Source organism: Shinella sp. HZN7 (genome assembly GCF_001652565.1).
GTDB classification, from domain to species: Bacteria; Pseudomonadota; Alphaproteobacteria; order Rhizobiales; family Rhizobiaceae; genus Shinella; species Shinella granuli.
In genome coordinates this window covers 14,223-38,216 of record NZ_CP015739.1, presented here as the reverse complement: position 1 = coordinate 38,216, position 23,994 = coordinate 14,223, and the positions used below count along the sequence as shown (strand labels likewise).

Annotated in this window: 27 protein-coding genes; 7 read left to right on the top strand and 20 right to left on the bottom strand. The window is 63.3% G+C overall.

Annotated elements, in window-relative coordinates:
* Positions 1-2 precede the first annotated feature (2 nt).
* Positions 3-953 carry an AraC family transcriptional regulator gene (locus shn_RS27405; protein WP_064333716.1) on the top strand — a complete coding sequence of 317 codons (951 nt, stop codon included), beginning with the start codon at positions 3-5 and terminating at the stop codon, positions 951-953.
* 70 nt (positions 954-1,023) lie between these two features.
* Here shn_RS27405 and shn_RS27400 read toward each other — a convergent pair whose 3' ends face one another.
* Positions 1,024-2,325, bottom strand: coding sequence for a four-carbon acid sugar kinase family protein (locus shn_RS27400; RefSeq protein ID WP_064333715.1), 1,302 nt, complete (start codon positions 2,323-2,325; stop codon positions 1,024-1,026).
* Between the two features lie 3 nt (positions 2,326-2,328).
* A complete protein-coding gene (gene oiaX, locus shn_RS27395; RefSeq protein ID WP_064333714.1) occupies positions 2,329-3,585 on the bottom strand; it encodes a 3-oxo-isoapionate-4-phosphate decarboxylase OiaX in 1,257 nt (418 codons plus the stop codon).
* 145 nt (positions 3,586-3,730) lie between these two features.
* On the opposite strand from oiaX, the gene shn_RS27390 reads away from it, so the two are divergent.
* Entirely contained in the window at positions 3,731-4,447 is a 717-nt protein-coding gene (locus tag shn_RS27390) for a transcriptional regulator NanR (RefSeq protein ID WP_064333713.1), read from the top strand.
* 1 nt (position 4,448) lies between these two features.
* Here the strand turns inward: shn_RS27390 and shn_RS27385 are convergent, their stop codons facing one another.
* From shn_RS27385 to shn_RS27340, 10 genes are all read right to left on the bottom strand, one after another.
* A complete protein-coding gene (locus tag shn_RS27385; protein ID WP_064333712.1) occupies positions 4,449-6,311 on the bottom strand; it encodes a hypothetical protein in 1,863 nt (620 codons plus the stop codon).
* On the bottom strand, positions 6,308-7,342 hold the full coding sequence (locus tag shn_RS27380) for a Gfo/Idh/MocA family protein (protein ID WP_064333711.1): 1,035 nt from the start codon (positions 7,340-7,342) through the stop codon (positions 6,308-6,310). The genes shn_RS27385 and shn_RS27380 overlap by 4 nt, the downstream gene beginning before the upstream one ends.
* Positions 7,343-7,344: 2 nt before the next feature.
* Positions 7,345-8,412 carry an ABC transporter permease gene (locus shn_RS27375; RefSeq protein ID WP_064333710.1) on the bottom strand — a complete coding sequence of 356 codons (1,068 nt, stop codon included), beginning with the start codon at positions 8,410-8,412 and terminating at the stop codon, positions 7,345-7,347.
* A complete protein-coding gene (locus tag shn_RS27370) occupies positions 8,412-9,956 on the bottom strand; it encodes a sugar ABC transporter ATP-binding protein (protein WP_064333709.1) in 1,545 nt (514 codons plus the stop codon). The genes shn_RS27375 and shn_RS27370 overlap by 1 nt, the downstream gene beginning before the upstream one ends.
* A 1-nt stretch (position 9,957) precedes the next feature.
* Complete coding sequence (locus shn_RS27365) at positions 9,958-10,596, bottom strand: DUF2291 family protein (RefSeq protein ID WP_064333708.1); 639 nt, start codon at positions 10,594-10,596, stop codon at positions 9,958-9,960.
* A gap of 67 nt (positions 10,597-10,663) precedes the next feature.
* Positions 10,664-11,605 (bottom strand): D-ribose ABC transporter substrate-binding protein, encoded by a 942-nt coding sequence (locus shn_RS27360; RefSeq protein ID WP_064333707.1) that lies wholly within the window; start codon positions 11,603-11,605, stop codon positions 10,664-10,666.
* A 102-nt stretch (positions 11,606-11,707) separates the two neighbouring features.
* Positions 11,708-12,535, bottom strand: coding sequence for a phosphogluconate dehydrogenase C-terminal domain-containing protein (locus shn_RS27355; RefSeq protein ID WP_064333706.1), 828 nt, complete (start codon positions 12,533-12,535; stop codon positions 11,708-11,710).
* A 451-nt stretch (positions 12,536-12,986) separates the two neighbouring features.
* Positions 12,987-13,703, bottom strand: coding sequence for a Crp/Fnr family transcriptional regulator (locus tag shn_RS27350; RefSeq protein WP_064333705.1), 717 nt, complete (start codon positions 13,701-13,703; stop codon positions 12,987-12,989).
* Positions 13,704-13,926: 223 nt separating this feature from the next.
* The gene (locus tag shn_RS27345) at positions 13,927-14,523 is read right to left on the bottom strand and encodes a general stress protein (protein WP_064333704.1); all 597 of its coding nucleotides are present in this window, start codon (positions 14,521-14,523) and stop codon (positions 13,927-13,929) included.
* A 15-nt stretch (positions 14,524-14,538) separates the two neighbouring features.
* Positions 14,539-14,856, bottom strand: a complete 318-nt coding sequence (locus tag shn_RS27340; protein WP_064333703.1) for a hypothetical protein — start codon at positions 14,854-14,856, stop codon at positions 14,539-14,541.
* A gap of 230 nt (positions 14,857-15,086) precedes the next feature.
* On the opposite strand from shn_RS27340, the gene shn_RS27335 reads away from it, so the two are divergent.
* Positions 15,087-15,341, top strand: a complete 255-nt coding sequence (locus tag shn_RS27335; RefSeq protein ID WP_064333702.1) for a DUF982 domain-containing protein — start codon at positions 15,087-15,089, stop codon at positions 15,339-15,341.
* Positions 15,342-15,368: 27 nt separating this feature from the next.
* Here the strand turns inward: shn_RS27335 and shn_RS36585 are convergent, their stop codons facing one another.
* From shn_RS36585 to shn_RS27325, 3 genes are all read right to left on the bottom strand, one after another.
* Entirely contained in the window at positions 15,369-15,545 is a 177-nt protein-coding gene (locus tag shn_RS36585; RefSeq protein WP_162853085.1) for a hypothetical protein, read from the bottom strand.
* Between the two features lie 30 nt (positions 15,546-15,575).
* The gene (locus shn_RS27330) at positions 15,576-15,869 is read right to left on the bottom strand and encodes a hypothetical protein (RefSeq protein WP_064333701.1); all 294 of its coding nucleotides are present in this window, start codon (positions 15,867-15,869) and stop codon (positions 15,576-15,578) included.
* 75 nt (positions 15,870-15,944) lie between these two features.
* On the bottom strand, positions 15,945-16,457 hold the full coding sequence (locus shn_RS27325) for a sigma-70 family RNA polymerase sigma factor (protein WP_064333700.1): 513 nt from the start codon (positions 16,455-16,457) through the stop codon (positions 15,945-15,947).
* Positions 16,458-16,595: 138 nt separating this feature from the next.
* Here shn_RS27325 and shn_RS27320 point away from each other — a divergent pair, with 138 nt between their 5' ends.
* Positions 16,596-16,826: a hypothetical protein gene (locus shn_RS27320; RefSeq protein WP_064333699.1), complete on the top strand. Its 231-nt coding sequence runs from the start codon at positions 16,596-16,598 to the stop codon at positions 16,824-16,826.
* Here shn_RS27320 and shn_RS27315 read toward each other — a convergent pair.
* Entirely contained in the window at positions 16,819-17,550 is a 732-nt protein-coding gene (locus shn_RS27315) for a Crp/Fnr family transcriptional regulator (RefSeq protein ID WP_064333698.1), read from the bottom strand. The two genes, shn_RS27320 and shn_RS27315, sit on opposite strands and share 8 nt — an antisense overlap.
* A 278-nt stretch (positions 17,551-17,828) precedes the next feature.
* Here shn_RS27315 and shn_RS27310 point away from each other — a divergent pair, with 278 nt between their 5' ends.
* On the top strand, positions 17,829-18,011 hold the full coding sequence (locus shn_RS27310) for a hypothetical protein (RefSeq protein ID WP_064333697.1): 183 nt from the start codon (positions 17,829-17,831) through the stop codon (positions 18,009-18,011).
* 106 nt (positions 18,012-18,117) lie between these two features.
* Here shn_RS27310 and shn_RS27305 read toward each other — a convergent pair whose 3' ends face one another.
* Both shn_RS27305 and shn_RS27300 read right to left on the bottom strand, forming a co-directional pair.
* Entirely contained in the window at positions 18,118-18,660 is a 543-nt protein-coding gene (locus shn_RS27305) for a DNA-3-methyladenine glycosylase (protein ID WP_064333696.1), read from the bottom strand.
* 14 nt (positions 18,661-18,674) lie between these two features.
* Positions 18,675-19,370: a DUF72 domain-containing protein gene (locus shn_RS27300; protein ID WP_064333695.1), complete on the bottom strand. Its 696-nt coding sequence runs from the start codon at positions 19,368-19,370 to the stop codon at positions 18,675-18,677.
* A gap of 186 nt (positions 19,371-19,556) precedes the next feature.
* Here shn_RS27300 and shn_RS27295 point away from each other — a divergent pair, with 186 nt between their 5' ends.
* Positions 19,557-20,408 (top strand): Ku protein, encoded by an 852-nt coding sequence (locus tag shn_RS27295; RefSeq protein ID WP_064333694.1) that lies wholly within the window; start codon positions 19,557-19,559, stop codon positions 20,406-20,408.
* 2 nt (positions 20,409-20,410) lie between these two features.
* A complete protein-coding gene (gene ligD / locus shn_RS27290; protein WP_084438646.1) occupies positions 20,411-22,957 on the top strand; it encodes a DNA ligase D in 2,547 nt (848 codons plus the stop codon).
* Position 22,958: 1 nt separating this feature from the next.
* On the opposite strand, the gene shn_RS27285 is transcribed toward ligD, so the two are convergent.
* A complete protein-coding gene (locus tag shn_RS27285) occupies positions 22,959-23,756 on the bottom strand; it encodes a Ku protein (RefSeq protein WP_064333692.1) in 798 nt (265 codons plus the stop codon).
* Positions 23,756-23,977, bottom strand: a complete 222-nt coding sequence (locus shn_RS27280; protein ID WP_064333691.1) for a hypothetical protein — start codon at positions 23,975-23,977, stop codon at positions 23,756-23,758. The genes shn_RS27285 and shn_RS27280 overlap by 1 nt, the downstream gene beginning before the upstream one ends.
* Positions 23,978-23,994 lie beyond the last annotated feature (17 nt).

The window sequence follows — 23,994 nt, the reverse complement described above, 5'->3', positions numbered from 1 at the left end:
TCATGGAAGACCCGCTTTCACAGTTCCTGAGTCTGGTCGAGGCGCGCGCGGTGATATCCACCGGGCTTGCGGCAAGAGGCCTATGGGCAATGCATGTACCGCCCGTGCGGGCGCTCAAATGCAACATGATCAAGCGTGGCGAATGCACGGTGGAGACCAGGGGAAAGCGATGGCGGCTGACGGCGGGAGACTGTTTCCTGATCGGCCCCGAACTGCCTTTTGTCATCGGGACCGATTTGAACCGGCTGCCCCGGCACGCCGCCGAGGTTTTTGCCGGACCACGCGAGAGCAGCTACGCACAGCTGAATGCCGGCGCGGGACCGGACTTCCTTTGTCTCAGCGGGCGCATGGACCTGACGGAAACCGCACGGTTTCTGACGGACACGCTACCGCCGATGATCGTGGTCCGCTCGGACAGCCCGGTTGCCGGGCGCCTGCACTGGCTTGTCGGCAGGCTGGAGGACGAGCTTTCCTCCAAAGCCCCCGGCTCGACGGCGATGGCAAGGCAGATCATGCAGATGATTTTCATCGAGCTGCTGCGAAACCTGCCGGAAGAGCGGACGGGCAGCTGGCTTGCGGCGCTTTCCGATCCGCGGATCGGCGCCGCGCTGCGCGCCATTCACGATGCGCCCCGTCGGGTTTGGCGCCTCGATGAGCTTGCAGGGATCAGCCATCTCTCACGATCGCGGTTCTCCGCGCGGTTTCGTGCCGCCGTCGGGCGCGCGCCGATGGACTATGTGCTGCGATGGCGCATGACACTCGCACAAAAGGCGCTGCTGCAACCGGATGCAACGATCGCGACCATCGCGGCGCAATTCGGTTACGGTTCGGAAAGCGCCTTCATCCACGCCTTCCGCCAGGCGACCGGCCTGACTCCACGCCAGGCCCGGCAGGAAGCAAGATCAAAGGCTACAGACCTGCCCGCCGGCCTCGATTTCCCTGCCAACCGGTAGGGAAGAGGGGATGTGCCCCCCTTAAGAGACCGCCGGATCGCAAGCCCTCCGAGTTTCCCGGAACGGCAGTCTAAATCCTACCCGACCGGATCATGCTGAAATAATTGTCTCCACCCACCTGGCCGCCCTTCAATGCAATCTGCAGGCCATCCGCAGGACCGCCATGGGCCATGCAGAGCGGCGAGCCAGGCGTTTGCGGCAGCGGCATTCTCAGCGTGAGGGCGGCGATTCCCATCTCGCCGAGCGCATGGCTTGACGTGTCGCCTCCGGCGACGACGGCGCGGAATAGGCCCGCGCGTGCCACCAGTTCCAACTGGATACGACCGAGTGCCCGGCCAAGCCGATGGCGTGCGCCGACGGATGAATTAAGCTCGCCGCCACGGTCGGCGGACGGCCCGAGTGCCGTGTAAAGCACGACGCTTCGGCCGCTCTCAAGCACCGTGAGGCCGGCCTCGACCGCGGCTGCGATGGTTGCAGTATTTTCTGCACGGGAAAGGGCGACCGGGTCGAGAGTCACGCCATCGAAACCATTGACGAGAGCATGGCGGATCTGGCGCTCCGTCGTCGGCGAAACGCTGCCGGAGACGACGGCGATGCGATCCACCGGACCGGCATCGGCAAAGGTTGGCTTCTCGCCGAGCAACCCGTCCTTCCGCCAGGCGGGGATCAGCGCGTATTCGACGCCCGACGAACCGCAGACGAAGCGGCTTTTCGGGCGCAACCGGTTCCAGAGCAGGCTGCCTGCCGCCGCCTGCGTCTGCCGGTCGAGCACGTCGAGCAGCAGGATATCCGCCTCCTCGGGCTCCGGCGCATCGAGCAGCGCGACATTGTCCACCAGCGCGGAGGACAGTTTTGTCTGGCGCGCGAGATGCAGCAGCACATTGGCCTCGTCCATCGGCGTGACGGGATGGCGCGCCATGACGGGATGGCGGTCGATGCGATAGTTGCGGCCCTGATAGGCGGCAAAGAGCTCGCCAAAGGCCGTATAGCGCCGGATCTGCGGCGCGCCGACGATAAGCGGCACGGTCGCCGCGCCGAAGACGGCGCGGCCGATCTCGATCGCCCGGCCGATATTGCCGACATGCGGAGCGGAATCGAAGGTCGAGCAGATCTTGTAGTGGCAAAGCTCTGCATCCAGCGTCTTCAGCCAGCCGAAAGCCTCGCTCAGATGCACATCCATCCAGTCCGGAACCTCGCTGCGGCTGGTGCCGGCAAGGCCGAAGGCGCGTGCACCAGCAAAGCGCGACAACAGGTCGGCATCCGGCACTTTCAGGAAAAGCACCGTCTCGACGCCGTTCGAGGCAAGCGCCTCCATGACGTCGGTCGAGCCGGTGAAATCGTCGCCGTAATAGCTGATCAGGGGTCGCATCATGGCTCAGGCCACCTTGCCATCGGCAAATTTTTCGATGGATTGCCGAAGTTCCGGATGGTCCTTGGCATAGGCCTCGAGCGGCACACCGGCGACCGCCGCCTCCCAGGCCTGCTTCACCGCCTTCACCCCTGCCCCCGGTCCGCCCGGATGGCTGACGATGCCGCCGCCGCAGAGATAGAGCAGATTGGTCGAACCACCCGTCGCCGCGATCGTATCCGGCGCCTGGCCGCCCCATTGGCCGGAGCCGATGACCGGAAGCGCCACGTCCCTGTCTGAAAACAGCGGCGTGGTGACCGCCTTGTAGGAGCGCACGAAACTGTCATCAGGCTCCCAGTATTTGACACGGATACCGTTGATCTGGAACTGGTCGACGCCGAGCAGGCGCCAGAACTGCTGCCAGACGGAGAATTCGAAGCCGAGCCCGGCATGACGCGTGAGGATGTCCCAGCCGTTGCGGTGGGCGTGCAATACAAGGCCGGAGCGCTTGCGCAGGAAGGCAAGCCCGCCGAAGCCGATGGAATTGATATTGACGACCGCACAATTGCCGCCGGCTTCCAGCACCCGGTCATGATTGCGCATCATCTCGTCCGGATCGGCATGGCTGATGCCGAAGGCGTACATGACCTTCTTGCCGGTCTTCTGCTCATGGTCGAGAATCTTCGGCATGACCGCCGCCACGCGATCCTTCAGCGACGAATAGGCCGGGCTCATCAGCTTCTCGTCATCCTTGATGAAATCGACACCGGCTTCGATCAGTTCACCGACCATTTCCGCCGTCTCATGCGGGCGAAGGCCCAATGCCGGCTTGACGATGGTGCCGATGATCGGCCGGCCCCTGACCCCCGTCAGCGCAAAGCTCCCGGAAACGCCGAACTGGGGCCCAAGATGGGCAGCGGCGAATTCCAGCGGCAGCTTCATGTCGACGATGCGAATGCCTGTCATGCCCTTGATGGAGAAGACGCCGCCGATGGCGATCGTCATCAACGCGGAAAGATCGGTGCCAATGGCATCCAGCGGGAAGTCTATGTCGACATCCGCGCGGCTGAACTGCGTGGCGTCGCCTGCCTCGTCGGGAAAGGATGCGCGATCCACCGGCGGCAGCGGACGGATGGCGACGACGCGCGCGGCGACGCGGGCCTTCAGCGCCTCCGTCTCGCCCGGCAGCGCCACGAAGGTACCGGTCGACTGGTCGCTGGCGATTTTCATCGCCATGGCCTCCACCGGACCCGGCGTCTCTATCCGATATGTCAGACGGATCACGTTCCCTCCCGCCGCAGAGGCGTATCTTGTTATAGCCCAATAACTGGTATAATGAGTATTTATGTTATTGCAAGCCGATTGCGGTGAAAGCTGTTGCGGCGAAGGAACTTGGTGCATATTCAAACCTGTCGAAATCAGGTGACTCATGAGCGTCGTTTCCGAACCGATCGTCCGCAAGAAACTCTCCGACGAAGTTTTCGCGCGATTGAAGACCATGATCGAAACCGGCGAATTGAAAGCCGGCGACGACATGCCCTCCGAGCGCGAACTCATGGAGCGCTACGGCGTCGGCCGCCCGGCCATTCGCGAGGCCATGCAGGCGCTCGCCGGCAAGGGGCTGGTCGAGATTTCCCAGGGTGAACGTGCCAAGGTGCTGCGCATCACCGCCGAATCCATCATCCGCCAGGTGGACCTGCCGGCCAAGCTGATGCTTTCCGGCTCCTCCGACTCGCTGGAACACCTGAAGAGCGCCCGCATCTTCTTCGAGCGCGGCATGATTCGCGAGGCCGCCACCAAGGCGACACCGGAGCACATCGCGGAATTGCGCGCCCTCCTCGACAAGCAGAAACAGAGCCTCGGCGATGCGGATGCCTTCATCGATGCCGACATGGAATTCCACCAGTACATCACGCAGATCTCGGGCAATCCGATCTTCGCCGCCGTCAGCGGCGCGATGCTGGGGTGGCTGAAATCCTATCATACCGAAATGCTCATCTGGACCGGTCGCGAGAACTTCACGCTCGCCGAGCACGAGGAAATCATCCGTGCCATCGAGAGAGGCGATGCGGACCTTGCCGAAAAGGCGATGATCAAGCACCTCGAACGCTCCCGCGCACTTTATGCGCTCAAGGGACAGAAATAGTTCAGAGCACGATCTCGGCACAGCCATAGGGCGGCAGGACGAGCCGCGCGGCGACGGGCAAAGCCTCTTCTGCGATCAGCGAGACCGCACGCGGCAGCGAAGGCAGGACCACTGTCTGCATTGCCGGCGTGATATTCGCCAGCAGCAACCGCTCCCGCGAAGCAAGCCCAAGCACCGCATCCGGCCGCGACGTTTCGACGGATTGCACATCCTCGCCCGCCAGTGCGCCGAGGCGTGCGACGACATGCGCGAGCGGCCGCCACGTCCCCTGCGCCCTCGGCTCGCCCTCCCCCGCCACCAGCCCGAACGGACCGGCAAGCGTCGAAAGCGTCAGGACTTCCAGCCCCGTAGCGGCAACGGTCGCGGCATAGGCCAGCGTCCAGGCGGCGCCGAACTGACCATTGTGGCGCGGATCGACATTGGCCATAGGAATGCGCGCTCCCGCCGGATTGTCCTTCGTCGTGCTGCCATAGGGGTTCTGCCGCATGGCGATGGTCGAAGGGCCGATGCGGTAGGGCTTTTCGCCGTAGATGGCGCGGGTCGAGCGGACGACGGAACGCAGCGCCTCGAAAGTCTGCATGACCGAGAGATCGTCGGCGGCGTGCACGATGGGGTTCGTGCAATGGCTGACATAATCGATGAGATCCGCGGGCACGCGCTTGCGGTTGAGTTCCGTGAAATAGCTCATCATGCCACCGCCGAGGCGGATACCGGGAAAGGCGGCCCGCGCCGCGGCATAGATGTCCTTGAGCAGCGGGCATTCCGGCCAGATGCTGCCCGGCGGCGTCGACTGGCGATCGACCGAGGGGCAGACGAAGAGCGTGTCGGGCAGCAGACCGGCTTCACGCACCAGGCGGGCAAATCCGGCCATCTCCTCGGCCAGCGGACGCCTGCACGGCACGGCCAGTTCCAGCGTCACCCTGAGACCGGATTTCGCCGCGATGCCGGCATATCCCTTCAAGGCCGCCAGGCCGTGGCCGGCGCCGGGATCGAAATGGGCAATCAGATGCCGTGCGCCGACGGCCGCCAGGGTATCGAGCACGGCATGTTCCTGCGCGAGGCACTCCGGGCGCACACCGACGCCGATTTCGGGAAAGCGGCGACCTGTCGGCGCCATTTGCAGGGTGATGGCGCCGGATGCGCCGGTGGCGGGCGCCGCATCGTCGGCAGCCTGGATTTCGACCGTTATCGCCTGGCTGAACGGCTGGCCCTTCGGCACGAGATAGGGCCAAGGCAGCGACAGCGGGCGCACATAGGTCTTGAAGGAGCCGTCGGTCCAGTTGCGCTGGTCCTCCATCTCGAAGACGTCGCCGCCGAACGTTGTCGCCGCCGAAATGCCGGATGCGACCTGATGGGTGATCGCGGAAATATCCTTGAACGGTTGCCAGGGCTCGATCTGGTCCGGCCAGTGCGCATGCTCGACGCTGCCGTCGCCATGGCGGACCTGCAAGGGCCGTCCCGCCACGCCGATGACCGGATGCAGCACGACGAAACCGGCGCGCGCGGTTTCGAAATCGGCATCGCTGACGCAATCGGCGAAGAAGGCCACGGCCTTCGTCGTGCCGGAGATCGCAATGGCGCAATCCAGATTGGCGCCTGAGGGCGCGGTGAAGCGGGCCTTGTAGGTAACGGAAAAACCCTCGCCCGCTGCCTGCACCGCCAGATCGCGGATCACGGCATTGCAGGTGCCCCAATCCTTGTCGCGCACAAGAAAGGCGATGGCGCGCAGCACCTCATGACCGTGAAACCGCAGGGTGCGCAGATTGCCATCCTGAAGCACCACGCTCAGGTCACCGGCAACGAGCGGGCGGCTTTCCGGTTCGCGTTCGTTCGTGCCATAGAGCCTGAACAGGTCGCCGCTCATGCAAGCAGGTCCGCAATCGCGATCGTCTCGCCACGCTCGGCGCTGCGATAGGCGGCCTCGACGAGCGCGAAGGTCTTCAGGTTGTCACGGCCGGACGTATCCGGCTCGCGGCCCTCCGCCAGTCGCTCGACCCAGTGTTTCTGGATAAGCGCCACGCTCTCCTGGATATTGTGCCATGGGCGCGAGGCCCAGGGCAGCAGATTGGGCGCGACGACGCTCCGTGTCGTACCGTCGGGACCGTGGACTGTCAGCTTGTAATCCTTGCCGAGGCGCAGCGTGCCCCTGCTGCCGTCGATCTCGACGAAGGTTTCCGGAAAGGGTTCTTCCGGCAGTTTCGTCGCGTAGCTGACATCGACGATCGAGGTGATGCCGTTGTCGTGGTCGAGCAGCATCGTGGCGACATCCTCGCCGGCAATATCCGGATTGATACGGCGCGTGCGGGCCGTCATGCGGCTGGCATCCCCGAAGAGGAAACGGGCGATATCGAGGGAATGGATACCCAGGTCTTCGATGATGAAGCGCTTTCCCCTGGCAAGATAGGGCTGGCCGGAGAAGACATCGAAGCCGGAGCGAAAGGAAACCCGTCCCCAGAAGGGCTCACCGATCACACCGCTGTCCAGCACCGCCCTGACGGCGAGGATCGGCGTCTGCCACCGGAAATTCTCGTGGATCATCAGGGCAATGCCGGCCTTTTCGGCAGCGGCGACCATGGCCTTGGCATCGGCAAGCGTCGGGGCGAACGGTTTCTGGCAGATAACCGGCACCGCGTGGCTGGCGGCAAGCTCGACCAGCGCGCGGTGGCTGCCGACCGTCGTCGCTATGTCGACGAAATCGAAGCCGCCATCATCGAACATCTCATCCGCCGACCGGTATCGCCTGTCGACGCCGAACTGGTCGCCGACGAGGTGAAGACGCTCCGGATCCCGGTCGCAGATCGCCACGATCTCGACGTCATCAAGATCCTGCCAGCCATGCATCTGGTTGACGGCGAAGAAGCCGCAGCCGATCAGCGCACCCTTTGTCTTCGCCATGCTCAGCCTGCCTTTGCCATCTGCATCAGGGTGACGCGCTGCTGGAGGCGGCGCTGTGCCTGGTCGACCACGACCGCCACGATGATCACGAGCCCCTTGATCACCATCTGCCAGAAGGAACTGACCCCCATCATCACCAGACCGTCGGAGAGAATGCCAATCACGAAGGCGCCGATGATCGTGCCGCCGATCGTGCCGCGTCCGCCCGACATGGATGTACCACCCAGAACGGCCGCCGCAATGGCGTTCAGTTCGAGATTGGTGCCGGTCGCCGGATGCGAGGCCATCAGTTCCGAGGAAATGATCAGGCCGACGATCGCTGCACAGAAACCTGAAAACATGTAGACGAACATCTTCACGCGATTGACGCGGATGCCGGACATGCGGGAGGCGCGCTCGTTGCCGCCGACGGCGAAGATATGGCGGCCGAGCGGGACGAAGCGGGCGAAGTAGGCCGCTCCCAGCGCGACGACGATGAGAATCCAGACGGAGACCGGAAGGCCGAGGATCGAGCCGGAACCGAGATAGGAAAAACCCTGGTTGCCGAGGTCTTCGCGGCCCGTGAGATTGGGCAGCGTCTGGCCGTCGGAATAGAGCAGCGCCATGCCGCGCGCCACGTAGAGCGTACCGAGTGTCGCGATGAAGGGCGCGACGTTGAGCCGGGTGATGAGCAGGCCGTTGACCGCGCCGATCAGGATACCGACGGCCATGACGATGATCGCGACCTCGACCACGTTGAAATAGACCGTGTAGCCGAGCGGCAACGCCACGCCATACATGATGAGACCGCCGGCGATCATGCCGCAGAGGCCGACGATCGAGCCGACCGAGAGATCGATGCCGCCGGTGATGATGACGAAGGTCATGCCGATGGCAAGGAACGCATTCTGCGTCGCGTGCTTCGACATCAGGATCATGTTCGCGGTCGACAAGAAGTTCGGCGCGAAGATCGAGAAGAAGATGATCACCGCGAAGAGGGCGATGAAGGTCCTCAGCTTCATGATCGTGAGCAGGGCCGCGCCCGTGGAGAGATGATTGCCGGTGGCGGCAGTGTGCGTTGCTGTCGTCATCACGCATGCATCCTTCTGGTTTTGTGTCCCTCCGCGGAGGCCGAAACGATCATCTCCTCGGTGGCATCCTTGCGGTCCACCACCATCACCAGCCGGCCGTTGCTCATGACGGCGATGCGGTCGGAAAGGGCCATGACCTCTTCGAGGTCGGAGGTGGAGAACAGGATGGCAAGCCCCTCGCCCGCCAGTTGCCGCATGGTGCGGAAAACGTCCGCCTTGGCGCCGACATCGATGCCGCGGCTCGGCTCGTCCATCAACAGCACCTTCGGCCCGGTCATCAGCGCCTTGCCGATGACGACCTTCTGCTGGTTGCCGCCGGACATGGAGGTGACGTCGAATTCCGGGTTCTTCGCCTTGATGGAAAGATTGCGGATCGCATCCCGGACCGCCTTCTTCTCAAGCTTCAGATCGATATGGAAACCGCCCTTCAGGAACTGGCCCAGGCTCGCCATGGAGAGGTTGTCGGCGATCGACATGGACTGCACGAGGCCCTCGCGCTGGCGATCCTCCGGGATCAGCGCCAGACCTTCGCGGATGCGCCGCGTCGTATCGCGCCCCTTCAGCTCCTCGTCCTCGACGAAGATTTTCCCCGTATAGTGCTCGTGCCGACCCATGATGCATTCGAAGAGTTCGGAACGCCCCGCCCCCATCAGGCCGTAGATGCCGAGGATTTCGCCCTTGCGCACGCCGATCGAGACATGATCGACGGCATAGCCACCCTGCGCCCGCGGCAGGCAGATGTTTTCCGTGCGAAAGACCTCCGCGCCTGGTTCGTGATCGACCTGCTTGGCAAAATCCTTGGCGTCCGAGCCGATCATCGAGCGCACGATCCAGCGTGTGTCGATATCCTTGACCATGGCATGGCCGGTGATCTGGCCGTCCTTCAAGACGGTGATGTAATCGCCGAGGCGCATCAGCTCTTCCAGCCGGTGCGAGATATAGACGATGGCGACGCCGCGCGCCTTGAGGTCGGCGATGACGCGGAAGAGCACGTCGACCTCGGCGGCGCTGAGCGCCGAGGTCGGCTCGTCCATGATGAGGATGCGCGTGTCGAGCGAGACGGCTCTTGCGATCTCGACCAGTTGCTGCTGGCCGATCGGCAGGTCTTCCGCCAGCGTATCGGCGGAAATGCCGGCCTCCAGCCGGTTCAGGAATGCGTTGGCCCTTTCCACCTGCGCCCTGTGGTCTATGCCGCGCAGGCCCCGGGTGATCTCGCGCGTCGCGAAGATGTTCTCGGCGACGGAGAGATTGCCGAAGAGGTTCAGCTCCTGGAAGACGATGCCGATACCGTGGCGCACGGCGTCCGCGGGGCTGTTCAGGTGGATGCGCTCGCCATCCATCCAGATTTCCCCCAGTGTCGGCTGCTCGACACCGGCGATGATGCGCATCATCGTCGACTTGCCGGCGCCGTTTTCACCGACGAGCACGTTGACCGCACCGCGCCGCAGCTTCAGGTCGGCCTTCTTCAGCGCCACGATGCCGGAATAGGCTTTCGTGATGTCCTTGAGTTCGAGAATGACGTCGCCGTCGTCGATGCCGCTCATCTCAGCCTCCGACCGCGATGGTGGCGGGCACGAATTGCGGCAGTTGCCCCTTGGCCGGCAGCGGATAGGCACCCGTCGCCTTGATCGTCCTGCCGGTCAGGCCTTCGCGCGGCAGCTTTTCCAATAGCGCGCCGTTCACATGGGTGTTGAAGGACTTGCCGTACTGCGCCCATTCGATCTGGTTCTTGAAGTCGTTGAAACTCACGAAATCAAGGCTGTCGCGCAGCGCCGTGCCGCGGATGGCCGGGCCGATCGAGACGCGCACATCCGCCTGCCTGTCGCCGTCGACATCCACGTCCACATAGGCTGCGCGCGACTTCGTTTCTTCCGCGACGATCACCCCGTCGATCTTGGCCGCAAAGGTCCAGGGCGCGTTGCCCTGCTTCTCCTTGTGGCCGTATCTTGTAGCCGCCGCGTCGAGGTCGTTCGCCGCAAGGGCGGAAACCTCCCGGAACGGGCCGGCGCGCTGTTCGAGATAGGGCACGACCTTCGCGTCCCAGATATCGGCGACCAGCTTGTCCGGATTGAAGGCACCGGCCGCCGCCTGCTTCTGTTCGTCCTCGGTCTTGACGAACTTGCAGCCGCCAAGCGCCAGAGCGCCGGCAAGCAGAACCGTACAGGCAGCCTGAAACCTCACCATTCCATTCTCCGTCATGAACAGAAAGCGCGAGGCAGGACCGCACCCCGCCTCGCGCCACCGCGAAAAATTATTCGGCGAGTGCGAAGGTCTCGAGCTTGCCGGCGTTGTCCGCGGTGATGAGCACGCAGTCCATCAGTTGCTTTTCCTCGGCCGGCACCTTGCCGGTCGTGATGTATTCATGCGCCTGGGTGACGGCGAGCTGGGCCTGGGCATAGGCCGGCTGCATGACGGTCGCCTTGATGCCATCGGCCTTGATCGAGTCGCGCACATCGTTCGAGCCGTCGAAGCCGACGACGATGACATCCTTGCGGCCGGCCGCCTGGAGTGCCGCGATCGCGCCCATGGCCATGGTGTCGTTGCCGGCGATCACGCCCTGGATGTCCGGGTTCGCCTGGAGGATGGTCTCCATCTTGGAGTAGCCTTCGGTCTGGCTCCAGTTGGCCGACTGCTGGGCGACCATCTTCATGTCGGGATATTCGTCGATGACGTCGTGATAGCCCTTGGAGCGGATGCCGGCATTGAGATCGGCTTCGCGGCCGAGCAGCTCGACATAGTTGCCCTTCTCGCCCATCAGCCTGACGAATTCTTCCGCGCCGAGCTGCGCGCCCTGGTAGTTGTTCGAGACGATCTGCGAGACGGCGACGCCCGTGGCGTTGATCTCGCGGTCGATCAGGAAGGAGGGAACGCCGGCATCCTTCGCCTTCTGCACGGCGGCGATCGAGGCCTCCGAGCCGGCATTGTCGAGGATGATCGCCTTGGCGCCGCGGCCGATGGCCGTATCGATGAGCTGCGACTGCTTGTTGGCGTCGTCGTCATGCACGAGGACCAGCGTCTCGTAGCCGAGTTCCTTGGCCTTCGCCTCCGCGCCGACGGCTTCCGCCTTGAAGAACGGATTGTCGTGGCTCGGCGTGATGATGGCGATGAGATCGGCAGCGAAGGACGGCATGGCGACGCCTGCGGCCATGACGGCGGCGAAGCCGACGGTGATCAGTCTGCGGGTAATGTTCATCTTTTCCTCCCGGTTAGGCACCGGCTCCCTGCGGCCATTCCTCCATTAAAAAGGGCCGCCCCGGTGCAAGTCGCGTCGTCGGCGGGCGAACCCGCCGGAAAATCAGGTGATGCGCTGAATGCTGGCGGCGATTTCCTCCGGCTCGAACACGCGCTTCCAGTCGTCCTTCATGAGCACGGGCTTGCCGAATTCGATCGCCTTGTTGCAGGCATCGGAGAAGACGCCGGGCGTCTCCTCGAAGATGACCGCGCCGAGCACGTTCATGTGGCCGAGCAGGAAGTCGCGGGCCGCCTCCTTGGCGACACCGCGCCTGACGCATTCATCCATGGCCTCGCGCATGACGACGAGCAGCGAAGCGCAGACCGTCTCGGAGAGCCCGGGCTCCAACAGCGCCATTTGCTCGACGGTGACGCGGTGCGAACGCATGACCGGAGCCCAGATGGCCTTGGCGATCTCCTCGCCGAGCGCATAGGCCTCTTCCGGGCCCTGCATCAGGGCGGACACGATATGCTGCTTGGCGGCGATGCCGCCGAAGAAGTCGCGCTTGGCGGCCGGGTCCGTCTCGTCGTTGAAGATCGGCGGATGGCAGGGATGCGTGACGAAATAGGTGAGGTCCCCGCGCTTCGGCAGATGGCCGGCGAAAGGGGCGGCCGCGTCGAGCGCCACGATCATCGTGCCCGGCTTCAGCTTGTCGACGATGCCGGCCGCGACCTTGCCGATCGCCGTGTCCGGAACCGCGAGGATCACGACATCGGCGCCGTCGAGGCCTTCATCGGCGGAGACGCAGGAAAGGCCAAGGTCATCGGAAAGACGCGCCTTTCCGGCATCGCTCACCTCGACATGACGGACATCGAAGCGCGAACCCTTGAGATTCCTGGCGAGCCGATAGCCCATTTTGCCACCGGCGCCGAACAACGCGATCGATGTCATCGAAGACCTCCCTGAATGCGACAGCCGAACCCAACGTCGTCCAGCCGAATTTCCCCAACCGGGCACCCGGTGTAAGCCTATATCCTCAAACTGGTATGACATGTCAATAACTATCTATCGCAATATGTGATATCTCGACGAACACAACATACCGCCGGCAAATCCCAAGACACCTGTCGCCCAAGTCAATCTATTGAAAAAAGATGTTTTTCCGCCATGCCGGAGAAAAGGGAAAGACCGGATCTCGGGCGACGTTCGGCTCAAGGGCACATCAGGAATGAGGCATTCAGCCCCGTTCTAGCGCCGACAAGCAACGCTGCGACGAGCCTATATTGCATTCCGCAAACACGCGGTCGCACCACACCAGACGCGACGCAACAGGAAAGATCGATGTCTGTTGCCGGCGAGCGGTCGAAGTGCGCTTTGCGCCTAGACGGCACATCCACACGCTTCAGAAAAGCCCGTTCATTAGGCGGCGATATTCCTCCTCCGGCCTGCCGTAAGAATCACGCGCGAAATCCTCCAAGGCCGGACGGTTGCGAATGACGACGCTGCCTCGCAGCGAACGGATGAAGCCTTCGCCTTCGAGAACATGAAGGGCGGTCGTCACGCTGGGCCGCCGGACGCCCAGGAGCACCGACAGGAGTTCGTGCGTTACCGCCATCTCGTCGCTGCGCGAGCGGTCGTGGCACATGAGAAGCCAGCGGGCGAGCCGCTCGTTGACCTCGTGCACCGCATTGGACACGGCCGTGTGCGCCAGTTGCACGGCAAAACTCTCCATCGACCGGTTCATGATTTGGACGAAGGGCTTGCTCTGGTCCATCCAGCGGCGGAAATCGTCAAAGTCCATGCTGTAGCCCTCGGCGTCGAGCTGGACCGTCACGTCATAGGAACTGATCCGGGCGCCTGTCACCGCGGAGGTCGGGATATAGCCGTCGAAACCGAAGATGCCCGCTTCCGCGCGCCGGCCTTCCGGCGTCGTGATCACGACGGACCCGATGCCGGATGTCAGAAAATACACCGCGTCGATCGGCCGGTCCCGATGCGCCAGGGGCGTGCCCTTGGGAAGGACCTCGTGCTTGAGATCGGGTGCCAGCATCTGGAAGTCGACATCCGGCAGAAGCTGCAGGAGGTTATTGGGGGGTGCGGAGCGCAACGGGGCGGCCATGTCCACGCCTCCTGTTTCGGGCCGATGTATATTGCAGCGCCTGGCATCGGCACTTCGGAGATGATGCCGACGCGCCGCCGAGCTTACGACTTCCTGTCCATGTCGCAAGGGCGGGCGCGCGACGGTGAGCCACACGCGAGGCGACGCATACAAACGCGGCCGGCCCGAAGGTCCGGGCCAGCCACTTCGTCAAAGATCTGGGAATTGCGACGTTTCTGCGCGATCAGCGCCGGTAGCGCAGCCGCTCCTGCTCGATTTCGGCCGGACCGTAGGGATCGAGCGTCTCGTCGAAGCGCGTCCAGCCCTGTTCGGAATAGGCCGCCCGCCGCTCGTCCGGATCGACCCAGTTCGACTGGCGCAGGATCGCCTCGGCCTCCGGATAGAGGCTTTCCTCGACGCGGGCGGTAACGAGCGTGCCGCCACGGCGCACGCCTTCGGCATAGACATGGGCGTGCTCTTCCGGCACGCCGGATTCCGTCATCGCGCCGATGAGGCCGCCTGCCGCACCGCCGGCGACCGCACCCGCAGCGGCGCCGGCCGCTGTGGCGGCAAGCCAGCCTGCGGCAACGACCGGCCCTACGCCCGGAATGGCCATGATGCCAAGGCCCGTCAGAAGGCCGCCGACGCCGCCGACGGCTGCGCCGATACCGGCACCCGCTCCCGCGCCTTCCGCAGCATTCGTATCGCCGCTCCGGCGCTCGTCCGCATTGTTCGAGACGATGCTGATATCGTCCGAGGGAATACCCCGCGCTTCAAGGGCGCTGACTGCGTCACGCGCGTCGGAATAGTCGTCAAAAAGTCCGGTAGCAGTTCTCTTCATGGCAGTATCCTTTTCTCAGTTGGCAACGATGTTGCCCTGGTAGTCGAGTGCGACATTGACGGATTTGCCGTCCTTCATCGCGGTGCCGCGCCAGACACCCTTGTCGTCGAGCGTGAGCCCGGTGATGTCGGCATAACCCGCTTCCACGATGCGTTCCTTCGCCTGGTCCTCGGTGAAGCTGTTCGCACCTTCGACCGGCGCGGTGGCGTTGTTCTCGTCCGGGGTCGCGATCGCCGGCGTATCGCCATCAGTGGCAGGCGCCGTGGAGGTCTGGGCGAAGGCGCCGAGGGTCGATGCGCCGACGAATGCGGCGGCGAGCAATAACTTGTTCATGGTGTCTCCTCGTTGTCAGCCTGTTGAAGGCAAGGAGCAAACAGAGATCGAGGCGTTTGGTTCCTCGGTAATTTTCAGGGGGTGTCAAATGGCCTCACCCTGAGGCCGGGTTTGCCGAAGGGATAAAAGGCGAGGAAGAGCCACAGATTCGCAGTGAATTCCGGAAAGCAAAGGGAACATTCTTCGCCATTCCCGGTTGTAGAAGGAAGACAACAGCGTGGGGTTTCGGCATGGAAAGCGCTCCCAATTGGCAACTGCCCGTCGTACTGGCCGATCCGCAAGCGGAAGCGTTCGTGGTGGTGCGCAACGCCCAGGAGGCTGCGGCCTATCTCATGGATTTCTGGCCGAAGCAGCACGGCCCCGCCTTCTACAAAGCCATTCGCCTCTGTGCGGATGCGCTCGACGGCGAGGCGGCGGACGAGGACGTGCGGGATGCGTTTCTGGCGGCCGCACACGATGCGAACATCGCCATCACGATGCATTGACCCGGACGGAGACCGACGGATCGTAGCCTACCGCAAGCCGGTCTGCTTGGGCGGGTCATCGTTCTCGTCCGGGTTCGGATTGGGCTCCTCGTCCGGCAGGCGATCGGGCTCCGGCTCCTTGACCGGCGGCGTGGGCTCGCCGATCGGAGGAAGATCCGGCACCGGGTTCGGGCCGGGACTGGGTTCGTTCGGAATGATGGCCATGAGCGGGGCTCCTTCCAGGTTTGACCAGATCTATTGCGCCATCACGCTGCGCGCGCCGACCTGGCGAAAGGCCTCTTCGACCTTGAGCAGATCGGTGCGCGCAATATCGGCCGAGACCCGGATCTCACCGTGAAGCGGCGCATCGGCGCGAAAGGCATCGCCACCGGAGGGCTTGACCCCGGCCGTGTTGGCCTCCGTGCTCGGCTCGACGAAGACATCGGCGCGGGCGATCCCGCATTGCTGCACGAGATGTTCGACGGCCCGGTCGGCGGCCTCCCGGGTCGAGAATGTCGCCCACATGGTCTTCGTGCTGTCATCGGACATGGCACCCTCTCCTCTTCTTCAGGGGTCAGGTTTGCAACGCGAAGGGGGGACCGATGGTTTCAGCAATTGTTCTCGTCAAGACGCGCCAGGGCGCCCGATCTCGTCCTCGAGCATCTTTCGCGCGCGATTGACGCGGCTTTTCACGGTGCCGATCTCGCACCCGCACAACCGCGCGGTATCGATGTAGCTAACGCCCATCGCGACAAGCAGCAATGTGCGGCGCGAGCGCGGCGGAATGCGTCGAAGTGCGCAGTGCAACTCACTGCGGCGAACCGCCCATTCCTGCGGCGCTGCCATGCCGGTTCGTTCGATGATTGCGTCGTCCAACCCGACAGGTTCCCGACAGCGGCGGCGATATTCCGTGTTGAAGGTGTTGCGCATGATCGTGAAGAGCCACGAACGGAGTTTCGTGTCCGGGTGAAAATGGTGAGAGGATCGAAGCGCCCGCATGACCGTTTCCTGGATCAGGTCTTCGCGATCGCTCGCCGACCGGCTCAGCCGTTGGGCAAACCGCCGCAGCGCAGGCAATTGCGCTTCAATTGCACCGTAAACCGTCTGAGTGGCGCGCTCGGAGACCAGGACTTCCATTCATTCCTCCCTTTCGGGGGAAACGGAGCGCGGTCGTGGAGGTTGCTGTACGATAGCGTACGGATTCCGGCAAAAGAGAATGGAACACTTCGCGGCTTCGTTAGTCCTTAGAAGAGTCGAAACTGTTCCGAGGCGAACATGACCCGCTACTTCTTTCACATCTGCAGTCGAGCCGAACGGATCGAGGATCGGGAAGGTGCGGATTTCAACACGTTGAATGCAGCGTTGGACGATGCCCGTCTTGCAGCCCGTGAGATACTGGCCGAGGATGTCCGCAAAGGGCAGGTAGACGAAACACGCATGTTCGAGATTGTCGACGAAAGCGGGCGACTGGTGGCGCGCATGCCTTTCAGCGATGCAATCAATTAGCGGGCCGGGACACAACGGTCCCTATAAGCCGTTCGTATTCCTTCTCGCATTCCCCATAGGCGTCATGCGCAAAGGCTTCGAGGCCTGCCCGGTCGCGCACGCTGACGACGCCGCGCCCGGAATAGATGAGCTTCTTGCCCTCCAGCACATGGAGCGCCGTCGTCACACTGGGGCGGCGGACGGCAAGCATGACCGACAGGAATTCGTGCGTCAGGCTGATATCCGCCCCATCCACGCGGTCCTGGCACATCAGGATCCATCGGGCGAGCCGCTCATCGATCTGGTGCGCGGCATTGGAGAGTGCGGTGTAGGCCTGCTGGACGGCCAACGCCTGGGCGTAGCGGGCAAAATGCCTGCGAACCTCGAAATCCTCGGACAGCACCGCCTTGAGGACCGGGACAGGGATGCGGTAGGCATCCCCATGCATCTGCATGAGGATTGAGAAGGGATCGGTATCGACATCAAGGATCGCCGACGTCGGACACATGCCGTCCCGCCCGATGATCCCGATCTCGCTATGCTGGCCCTCCGGAGACCGCACGACGACGGACGCGATCCCGCTCTCGAAGAAATAGGCGTGCTCCATCGGCTGATGCGGAGAGGAGAGCTGGCAGGAGCGAGAAAGCTCTATTCGCTCCAGCCGCGCAGCAAACCGCTCCAGACTCGTTTCCGGTAAACGCCGCAGCAGGTTGTTCCGAAACCTGCCCTGCCAAACGTTTGCCATCCAACAATCCCATGCAGTTCAGCGACCGCATATCTGCCAAAGGCCTCGGTCTCTCCTGGAGTCAATGGCCGTCCATCTATGACCATAAAATCGGTGAGACAACCCAGCGACGGGTGTCGGTACGGAAGCGGACAAAGGGGAACGGACGTGCATCCACCGTCGGCCGAGCCTGCGAGAAAGCGGGCACGGAGATCGGTACGGTTTCGTACAAACCCTCGTGCGACAGGAACATCCTCTCCTCCAGCGCATTTGGCTGGCACGAAAGCGGGGGAGGCATCATGCAACATCTCGACAAGAAACTTTCGACACCGGCAAGCAGAGTGTTCGACGTCCTGGCCTATTGCCGATCACAGCGCATCAAGGAGTCGGAAACCAGAAAGCTCGTGCGGCTGGTGGGTCGATTTGCAAGCCGGCTCGAAATCCAGATGAACCTGACAAACCGGCCGGCGCGCTTCCGATAGAACTGGCAGCCCGAGTTCCTGTCCACGGCTGCTCTCGATTTTTCTGCGCTTACGCGGCCCGCCGGATCAAAGCCCGTTGCCGCTCCCATGCCAGTGGCGTCCCCGGTCAGATCGGCCTGCTCAGATAAGGCGATCCCTTCACTGCAAAGCGCCATGGGCGTTCAGCGGCCTTGCTGATCCCGATGCGCACACCGCTCGCCGAAACGGGCGCTTTACAAGGCAGTTCCAAGGAAAAAGGTGCATCGAGCACCGAAAGCCCGTTCAACTCGGCGGTTACAGCGAGCGCCTTGCACAGATTACCCGGTCCGGAGCAGAGCTTGCGCGTCACCGTCATCATGCGGCGCGCCATCATCGTCTCAAGCCCGCACATCGGCTCCAAAGCGCGGATGAGCACCGCGCTACCCCGTTCGCAGACGAAATTGAGGCACCAGTGCAGGCCGTAGGAGCGATAGATATAGGCCCGCCCCGGCTCACCGAACATCGCGGCGTTACCAGCCGTCGGTCCGCGAAAACTGTGGGACGCCTCGTCGTCCTGACGGTAGGCCTCGGTTTCCACGATGCGCCCCCCAATGCCATCGAGCAGCAGGCGGGCTCCCAGAAGGTCAACGGCGACGCCAACCACATCCCGTGAAAAGAAGCTTTCATCCATTCCTCGCCTCGCAGTCAAACCATGTGATCGAGCATCGTCAGGGCATTTTCGATAGCCGCACCGGACGCCGTATTGTCGAAGACGCACCAGCTATCGGCAGCAAGGTATTTGCCGAAGACATCGATGTCTGCATCGCCGTAGCGGGAATAGTAGATTTCGGGCGAGCCGTGCAATCGGACATATGTGGGCACCTCGTGGAAATCGGATATCGGCCAGACCGGTGCGGGATCGGCCAGCACGCGGTCGATGGCATAACGGTGCAGGATCGCTCTGGCCGGTTGCGAGGCCCAGCTTTTGTGGCGAGGTTCGATGACGAGGGTGCCCTTAAAGACGCGGCGCATGGCGGCAAAGGCCTTCTCAGCGTCCCCGGCATCGAACGTGAGACTGGGCGGCAACTGGCACAGCAGGGGGCCGAGCCTGCCATCCAGCGCCGAGACCTCGTCCAAGAACGTATTGAAAAGCGTATCGATGTTCCGCAATCGCGCCATATGCGTGATCTCGCGTGACATCTTCACCGCAAAGCGAAAGTGATCCGGCACCGCCGCTGCCCAGCGCTCGAACGTCTTCGTCTGGTGATGGCGATAGAAGGTGGAGTTGATCTCCACGCCCTTGAAGACTGCGGCATATCTTTCGAGACCGCTTCCCGTTTCGGGAAATCTATGAGCGACGGCCTTCGGGATCGACCAGCCCGCTGTTGCAACAAACGGCACCTTCTTCTGCCTCCTTCACGGCGGGGATGGCCCGCCGGACGACGACTGACCGCAGAGTGACGGCACGTCCGGTCAGTCCATGCAGCGCGGAAATCCGCAGCGTCGGCTTTGGTTCCCGCAGGACGCGGCACCGGAACATTTGCCGCCTGCCGGCATTGGTTTTGCTTTGGAGCAGGAGGGCGAAGCGTGGCGCCGCGAGCAAACTGGAAAGGTTTCCTGAAGGTGGGCGAACTGGTTTGCCCGGTGGCACTCTATACGGCCGCCTCGACCAGCGAACGCATCGCCTTCCACATGCTCAACCGCAAGACCGGCCACCGGCTGCACCGGGAATTCGTCGACAGCGAGACGGGCAAGGTGGTGGAGCGCGCGGACCAGGTGAAGGGCTACGAGGCGGGCGAGGACGACTATATCGCGCTCGATCCGGAAGAAATCGCCGCCGCGGTGCCCGAGAGCGACAAGACGCTGGAGATCGGGGCATTCATCGCCTGCGACGACATCGACGACCTTTATTTCGACAAGCCCTACTATCTCGCTCCATCCGACCGGAACGGCTTGGAGGCCTTCTCGCTGATCCATGAGGGCATTAGAGTGAAGAAGGTGGCGGCTCTGGCCGAGACCGTGCTCTTCCGCCGGGTGCGCACCCTCCTCATCCGCTCCCAGGGCGAGGGACTCATCGCGACCACGCTCAACTACGATTACGAGGTGCGTTCGGCCGAGGAGGCGTTTGCCGAAATCCCCGCCATCAAGCTCAAGGGTGAGATGCTGGAGCTTGCCGAGCATATCATCAGGACAAAGAGCGGCCGCTTCGACCCGAAGGCCTTCGACGACCGTTACGACGCGGCGCTGGCCGAGGTGGTGAAGGCAAAGATCGAGGGCCGGAAGATCAAGCCCGTCAAAGCAAAGGCCGAGGGCAAGGTCATCGATCTCATGGATGCCCTGCGCCAGAGCGCTGGAAAAGGTGAAAAGCCCGCAAAGCGCAACGCCAAAAAACCGGTACCAACACGCAAGAAGGCGGCAAGCCGCCGGAAGGCAGGATGATCATGGCGACGCTGGACGTCTACCGGCAGAAGCGGGACTTCAAGGCCACCTCCGAGCCGCGTGGCAAGAAGGCCCGCAGGGGCGGCAACAGCTTCGTCATCCAGAAACATGACGCAACACGGCTGCACTATGATTTTCGCCTCGAAATGGACGGCGTACTCAAAAGCTGGGCGGTAACGCGCGGCCCGAGCCTGGTGCCGAGCGAAAAGCGGCTGGCCGTGCATGTGGAGGACCACCCCCTCGCCTATGGCGATTTCGAGGGCACGATCCCCAAGGGCGAATATGGCGGCGGCACCGTCATCGTCTGGGATCGCGGCACCTGGGAACCGCTCGGCGACGCGCGAAAGGCCTACGCCAAGGGACATCTTGAATTCACGCTCGACGGCGAGAAGCTGCACGGCCGCTGGCATCTCGTGCGCATGCAGGGAAAGCCCGGCGAAAAGCGCGAGAACTGGCTGCTGATCAAGGGCGACGACGAATTCGCCATGCCGGAGGGCGAAGATGACCTGCTCGATGAACGGCCGGAATCGGTGAAGACGGGGCGGGAGATCGCCGATGTCGCGACGGAGGAACCCGGCTGGTCCTCGAAGACGGGGCGCATCCGCACGTCATCGAGAAAGAAGGCCAAACCCGAGAAGAAAGAACCGGAGGCGGAAGCGCCCGATCCTTCCGGCCTCAAGGGTGTGCGCAAGGCAAAGCTGCCGGACTTCCTGCCGCCGACGCTGGCGACACTGGCGGCTGCGCCGCCGGCAGGCGAACGCTGGCTGCACGAGATCAAGTTCGACGGCTACCGGCTTCAGGCGCGCATCGAGGCCGGCCGGGTCAAACTCCTCACCCGCAGCGGGCTGGACTGGACGAAGAAATTCGGCAAGGCCGTGGTCGCCGCGCTTGCCGCACTGCCGGTCGGCACGGCGCTGATCGACGGCGAGCTCGTGGTCGAGACCGGCGCCGGCGCATCCGACTTCTCCGCTCTCCAGGCCGATCTCAGCGCAGGACGGGACGACCGCTTCACCTTCTACGTCTTCGATCTCCTGCACCTTGACGGCTACGACCTCACCCACCTGCGGCTCGAGGCGCGCAAGGCCCTGCTCGAAAAGCTCGTGCCGGAAACGGAGAGCATCCTGCGTTACAGCGGCCATTTCGATGAGAACGGCGCGCTGGTGCTGCGCCATGCCTGCCGTCTCAGCCTCGAAGGCGTCGTCTCCAAGCTGCGCGACGCACCCTATCGCGAAGGCCGCAGCAAGAGCTGGATCAAATCGAAATGTTCGGCCCGGCAGGAATTCGTCATCGGCGGCTACGCCCCGTCCACCGTATCGCGCCAGGCGATCGGCTCGTTGCTGCTCGGCGTCCACCACAAGAACGGCGCGCTCGAACCGGTCGGCCGCGTCGGCACCGGCTTCAGTGCGCCCGTCGCCGCCGATCTCTTCAAGCGCCTTTCGCGCATGCGGACGGACGAAAGCCCCTTCGGCCGGAAGTTGACGGCGGAAGAGGCACGACAGGCCCGCTATGTGCGGCCGGAACTGGTGGCCGAAGTGGAATTCCGGGCCTGGACGGCCGATGGTCATCTGCGCCACGCATCATTTCGTGGCCTCAGGGAAGACAAGCCGGCAAAGGAGGTCATCGCCGAAATGCCGAAGTCAAGGACATCAGCAGCATCGAAGGTCGAAAAGGCGCCGCGCCGCACGGTGCGCCTCACCCATCCAGACCGGGTCTACTGGCCCGAAGAAGGCGTCACCAAGGAAGGGCTCGCCGATTATTACACCGAGGTCTGGCGCCATATCGCCCCGCATATCGTCGGCCGCCCGCTTGCGCTGCTGCGCGCGCCCAGCGGCATCGACGGCCAGACCTTCTTCCAGAAACACGCCTGGAAGGGCATCAATGCCAATATTATCGAAGTGCAGGATCCCATGGAGAAGGACGACGAACCCTATGTCGCCATCAATGATCTCGATGGCTTGATGGGCCTCGTGCAATCGGCGGTGCTGGAAATCCATCCGTGGGGCTCGACGCTTGCCGACTGGGAGCGGCCGGACCGCATCATCATGGACCTCGACCCCGGAGAGGGCGTCGAATGGCAGGCGGTCATCGAAGCCGCCGAGGAGACACGAAAGCGCCTCGAAGCCGCCGGGCTCAACGCCTTCGTCAAGACCTCCGGCGGCAAGGGCCTGCACGTCTGCGCCCCGCTCAAGCCGTCAGCACGCTGGCCGGCGGTCAAAACCTTCTGCAAGGGCATCGCGGACGCCATGGCGAAGGACAGCCCTGACAAATATGTCTCGACCATCACCAAATCGAAGCGTCGTGGAAAGATCCTCATCGACTATCTACGCAATCAGCGCGGCATGACGGCGGTCGCCCCGTACTCCACCCGCGCCCGCCCCGGCGCGGCCGTCTCCATGCCGCTCGCCTGGAACGAGCTCAGCGCCGATATCGGCCCCGCCTACTTCACCGTCGACAACACACCGACGCGCCTTCAGGCGCTGACCACGGACCCCTGGGCGGACTTCAAGAAGGCCGCGGAGCCTCTGAAGACCGGCAAGGCGAAGGGCTGAGCTATTTGCCCTTGCCTTCTGCTTTGATGCTCTTGCGCAGGGCATCCATGATGTTGATGACATTGCCCGCAGTCGCCGGCGGCGTTTTCGTTCTGGCGGGGCGCTTGCGGCCCTTCTTCTTCGCGGCGATGATCTCGAGCAGCCGGTCCTGCACCGGATCGTCCGCCATCCCGGGGTCCCAAGCCTTCGTGCGCTCCTCGATCAGCGTCTTGACCAGCGCCAGCGCCTTGGAATCCGGCTTTGCCTGCTTGAGACCGGCGAAATAATCCTTCTCGTCACGCACCTCGTCGCCATAGCGCAGCGTCCACAACACGATGCCCTTGCCGCGCGGCTCCAGCATCACTGCCCGTTCACGGCGATAGAGCACCAGGCGCGAAATGCCGACCGTCCCGGTCGCGGCCATGGCCTCGCGAATGACGGAAAACGCCTCCTCGCCGACCGTATCGTTCGGGACCAGATAGTGAGGGGAATCGTACCAGATCCACGCGATGGTCTCGCGTGGCACGAAGGTCTCGATATCGATGGTGCGCGTGCTTTCCAGCGCCACTGCTTCGATCTCGTCGTCCTCCAGCATCACATAGTCGTCCTCACCGCGTGGATAGCCCTTCACCTCATCGTCCTCGTTCACTGCCTTGCCGGTGACGGCATCGACATAGCGGCTGACGACCGGGTTGCCGGTCTTGCCGTTCAGCGTGCGGAAGCGGACCTTGTCCTCCTGTGAAATCGCAGGCGACATGGCGACCGGGCACGTCACCAGCGAGAGCTTGAGATACCCCTTCCAAAAGGAACGTGGCGCCATCAGCCCTTCCTTTCGAGTGGAAGGTGCTTCGACAGGGCGAAGCGCTCGGCGAATTTGATGTCCTCCTGCGTGACGATGGGGATGGGATCGGAAAGGATGGCGAGGAGCGTCTCACGCGAGATCGAATCTTCCTCCAGTGCATCCAGCAAAGCGCCGCGCGTCTCGCGCTCGGCGCGCAGCAGCGCCGCCAGCGCCAGGATCAATCTGTCCTTGTTGTCCATGAGAACCTCCCGAACCG

Excerpts from the sequence above, each read along its gene's own strand:
- shn_RS27390 (WP_064333713.1), top strand. The coding sequence starts at position 3,731 with ATGAGCGTCGTTTCCGAACCGATCGTCCGCAAGAAACTCTCCGACGAA.
- shn_RS36585 (WP_162853085.1), bottom strand. The coding sequence starts at position 15,545 with ATGGCCATCATTCCGAACGAACCCAGTCCCGGCCCGAACCCGGTGCCG.
- shn_RS27335 (WP_064333702.1), top strand. The coding sequence starts at position 15,087 with ATGGAAAGCGCTCCCAATTGGCAACTGCCCGTCGTACTGGCCGATCCG.
- shn_RS27330 (WP_064333701.1), bottom strand. The coding sequence starts at position 15,869 with ATGTCCGATGACAGCACGAAGACCATGTGGGCGACATTCTCGACCCGG.
- shn_RS27355 (WP_064333706.1), bottom strand. The coding sequence starts at position 12,535 with ATGACATCGATCGCGTTGTTCGGCGCCGGTGGCAAAATGGGCTATCGG.
- shn_RS27385 (WP_064333712.1), bottom strand. The coding sequence starts at position 6,311 with ATGAGCGGCGACCTGTTCAGGCTCTATGGCACGAACGAACGCGAACCG.
- shn_RS27285 (WP_064333692.1), bottom strand. The coding sequence starts at position 23,756 with ATGGCGCCACGTTCCTTTTGGAAGGGGTATCTCAAGCTCTCGCTGGTG.
- shn_RS27280 (WP_064333691.1), bottom strand. The coding sequence starts at position 23,977 with ATGGACAACAAGGACAGATTGATCCTGGCGCTGGCGGCGCTGCTGCGC.
- shn_RS27350 (WP_064333705.1), bottom strand. The coding sequence starts at position 13,703 with ATGGCCGCCCCGTTGCGCTCCGCACCCCCCAATAACCTCCTGCAGCTT.
- shn_RS27305 (WP_064333696.1), bottom strand. The coding sequence starts at position 18,660 with ATGGATGAAAGCTTCTTTTCACGGGATGTGGTTGGCGTCGCCGTTGAC.
- ligD (WP_084438646.1), top strand. The coding sequence starts at position 20,411 with ATGGCGACGCTGGACGTCTACCGGCAGAAGCGGGACTTCAAGGCCACC.
- shn_RS27400 (WP_064333715.1), bottom strand. The coding sequence starts at position 2,325 with ATGATGCGACCCCTGATCAGCTATTACGGCGACGATTTCACCGGCTCG.
- shn_RS27360 (WP_064333707.1), bottom strand. The coding sequence starts at position 11,605 with ATGAACATTACCCGCAGACTGATCACCGTCGGCTTCGCCGCCGTCATG.
- shn_RS27365 (WP_064333708.1), bottom strand. The coding sequence starts at position 10,596 with ATGGTGAGGTTTCAGGCTGCCTGTACGGTTCTGCTTGCCGGCGCTCTG.
- shn_RS27320 (WP_064333699.1), top strand. The coding sequence starts at position 16,596 with ATGACCCGCTACTTCTTTCACATCTGCAGTCGAGCCGAACGGATCGAG.
- shn_RS27370 (WP_064333709.1), bottom strand. The coding sequence starts at position 9,956 with ATGAGCGGCATCGACGACGGCGACGTCATTCTCGAACTCAAGGACATC.
- shn_RS27375 (WP_064333710.1), bottom strand. The coding sequence starts at position 8,412 with ATGACGACAGCAACGCACACTGCCGCCACCGGCAATCATCTCTCCACG.
- shn_RS27315 (WP_064333698.1), bottom strand. The coding sequence starts at position 17,550 with ATGGCAAACGTTTGGCAGGGCAGGTTTCGGAACAACCTGCTGCGGCGT.
- shn_RS27310 (WP_064333697.1), top strand. The coding sequence starts at position 17,829 with ATGCAACATCTCGACAAGAAACTTTCGACACCGGCAAGCAGAGTGTTC.
- shn_RS27325 (WP_064333700.1), bottom strand. The coding sequence starts at position 16,457 with ATGGAAGTCCTGGTCTCCGAGCGCGCCACTCAGACGGTTTACGGTGCA.
- shn_RS27405 (WP_064333716.1), top strand. The coding sequence starts at position 3 with ATGGAAGACCCGCTTTCACAGTTCCTGAGTCTGGTCGAGGCGCGCGCG.
- shn_RS27340 (WP_064333703.1), bottom strand. The coding sequence starts at position 14,856 with ATGAACAAGTTATTGCTCGCCGCCGCATTCGTCGGCGCATCGACCCTC.
- shn_RS27345 (WP_064333704.1), bottom strand. The coding sequence starts at position 14,523 with ATGAAGAGAACTGCTACCGGACTTTTTGACGACTATTCCGACGCGCGT.
- shn_RS27380 (WP_064333711.1), bottom strand. The coding sequence starts at position 7,342 with ATGGCGAAGACAAAGGGTGCGCTGATCGGCTGCGGCTTCTTCGCCGTC.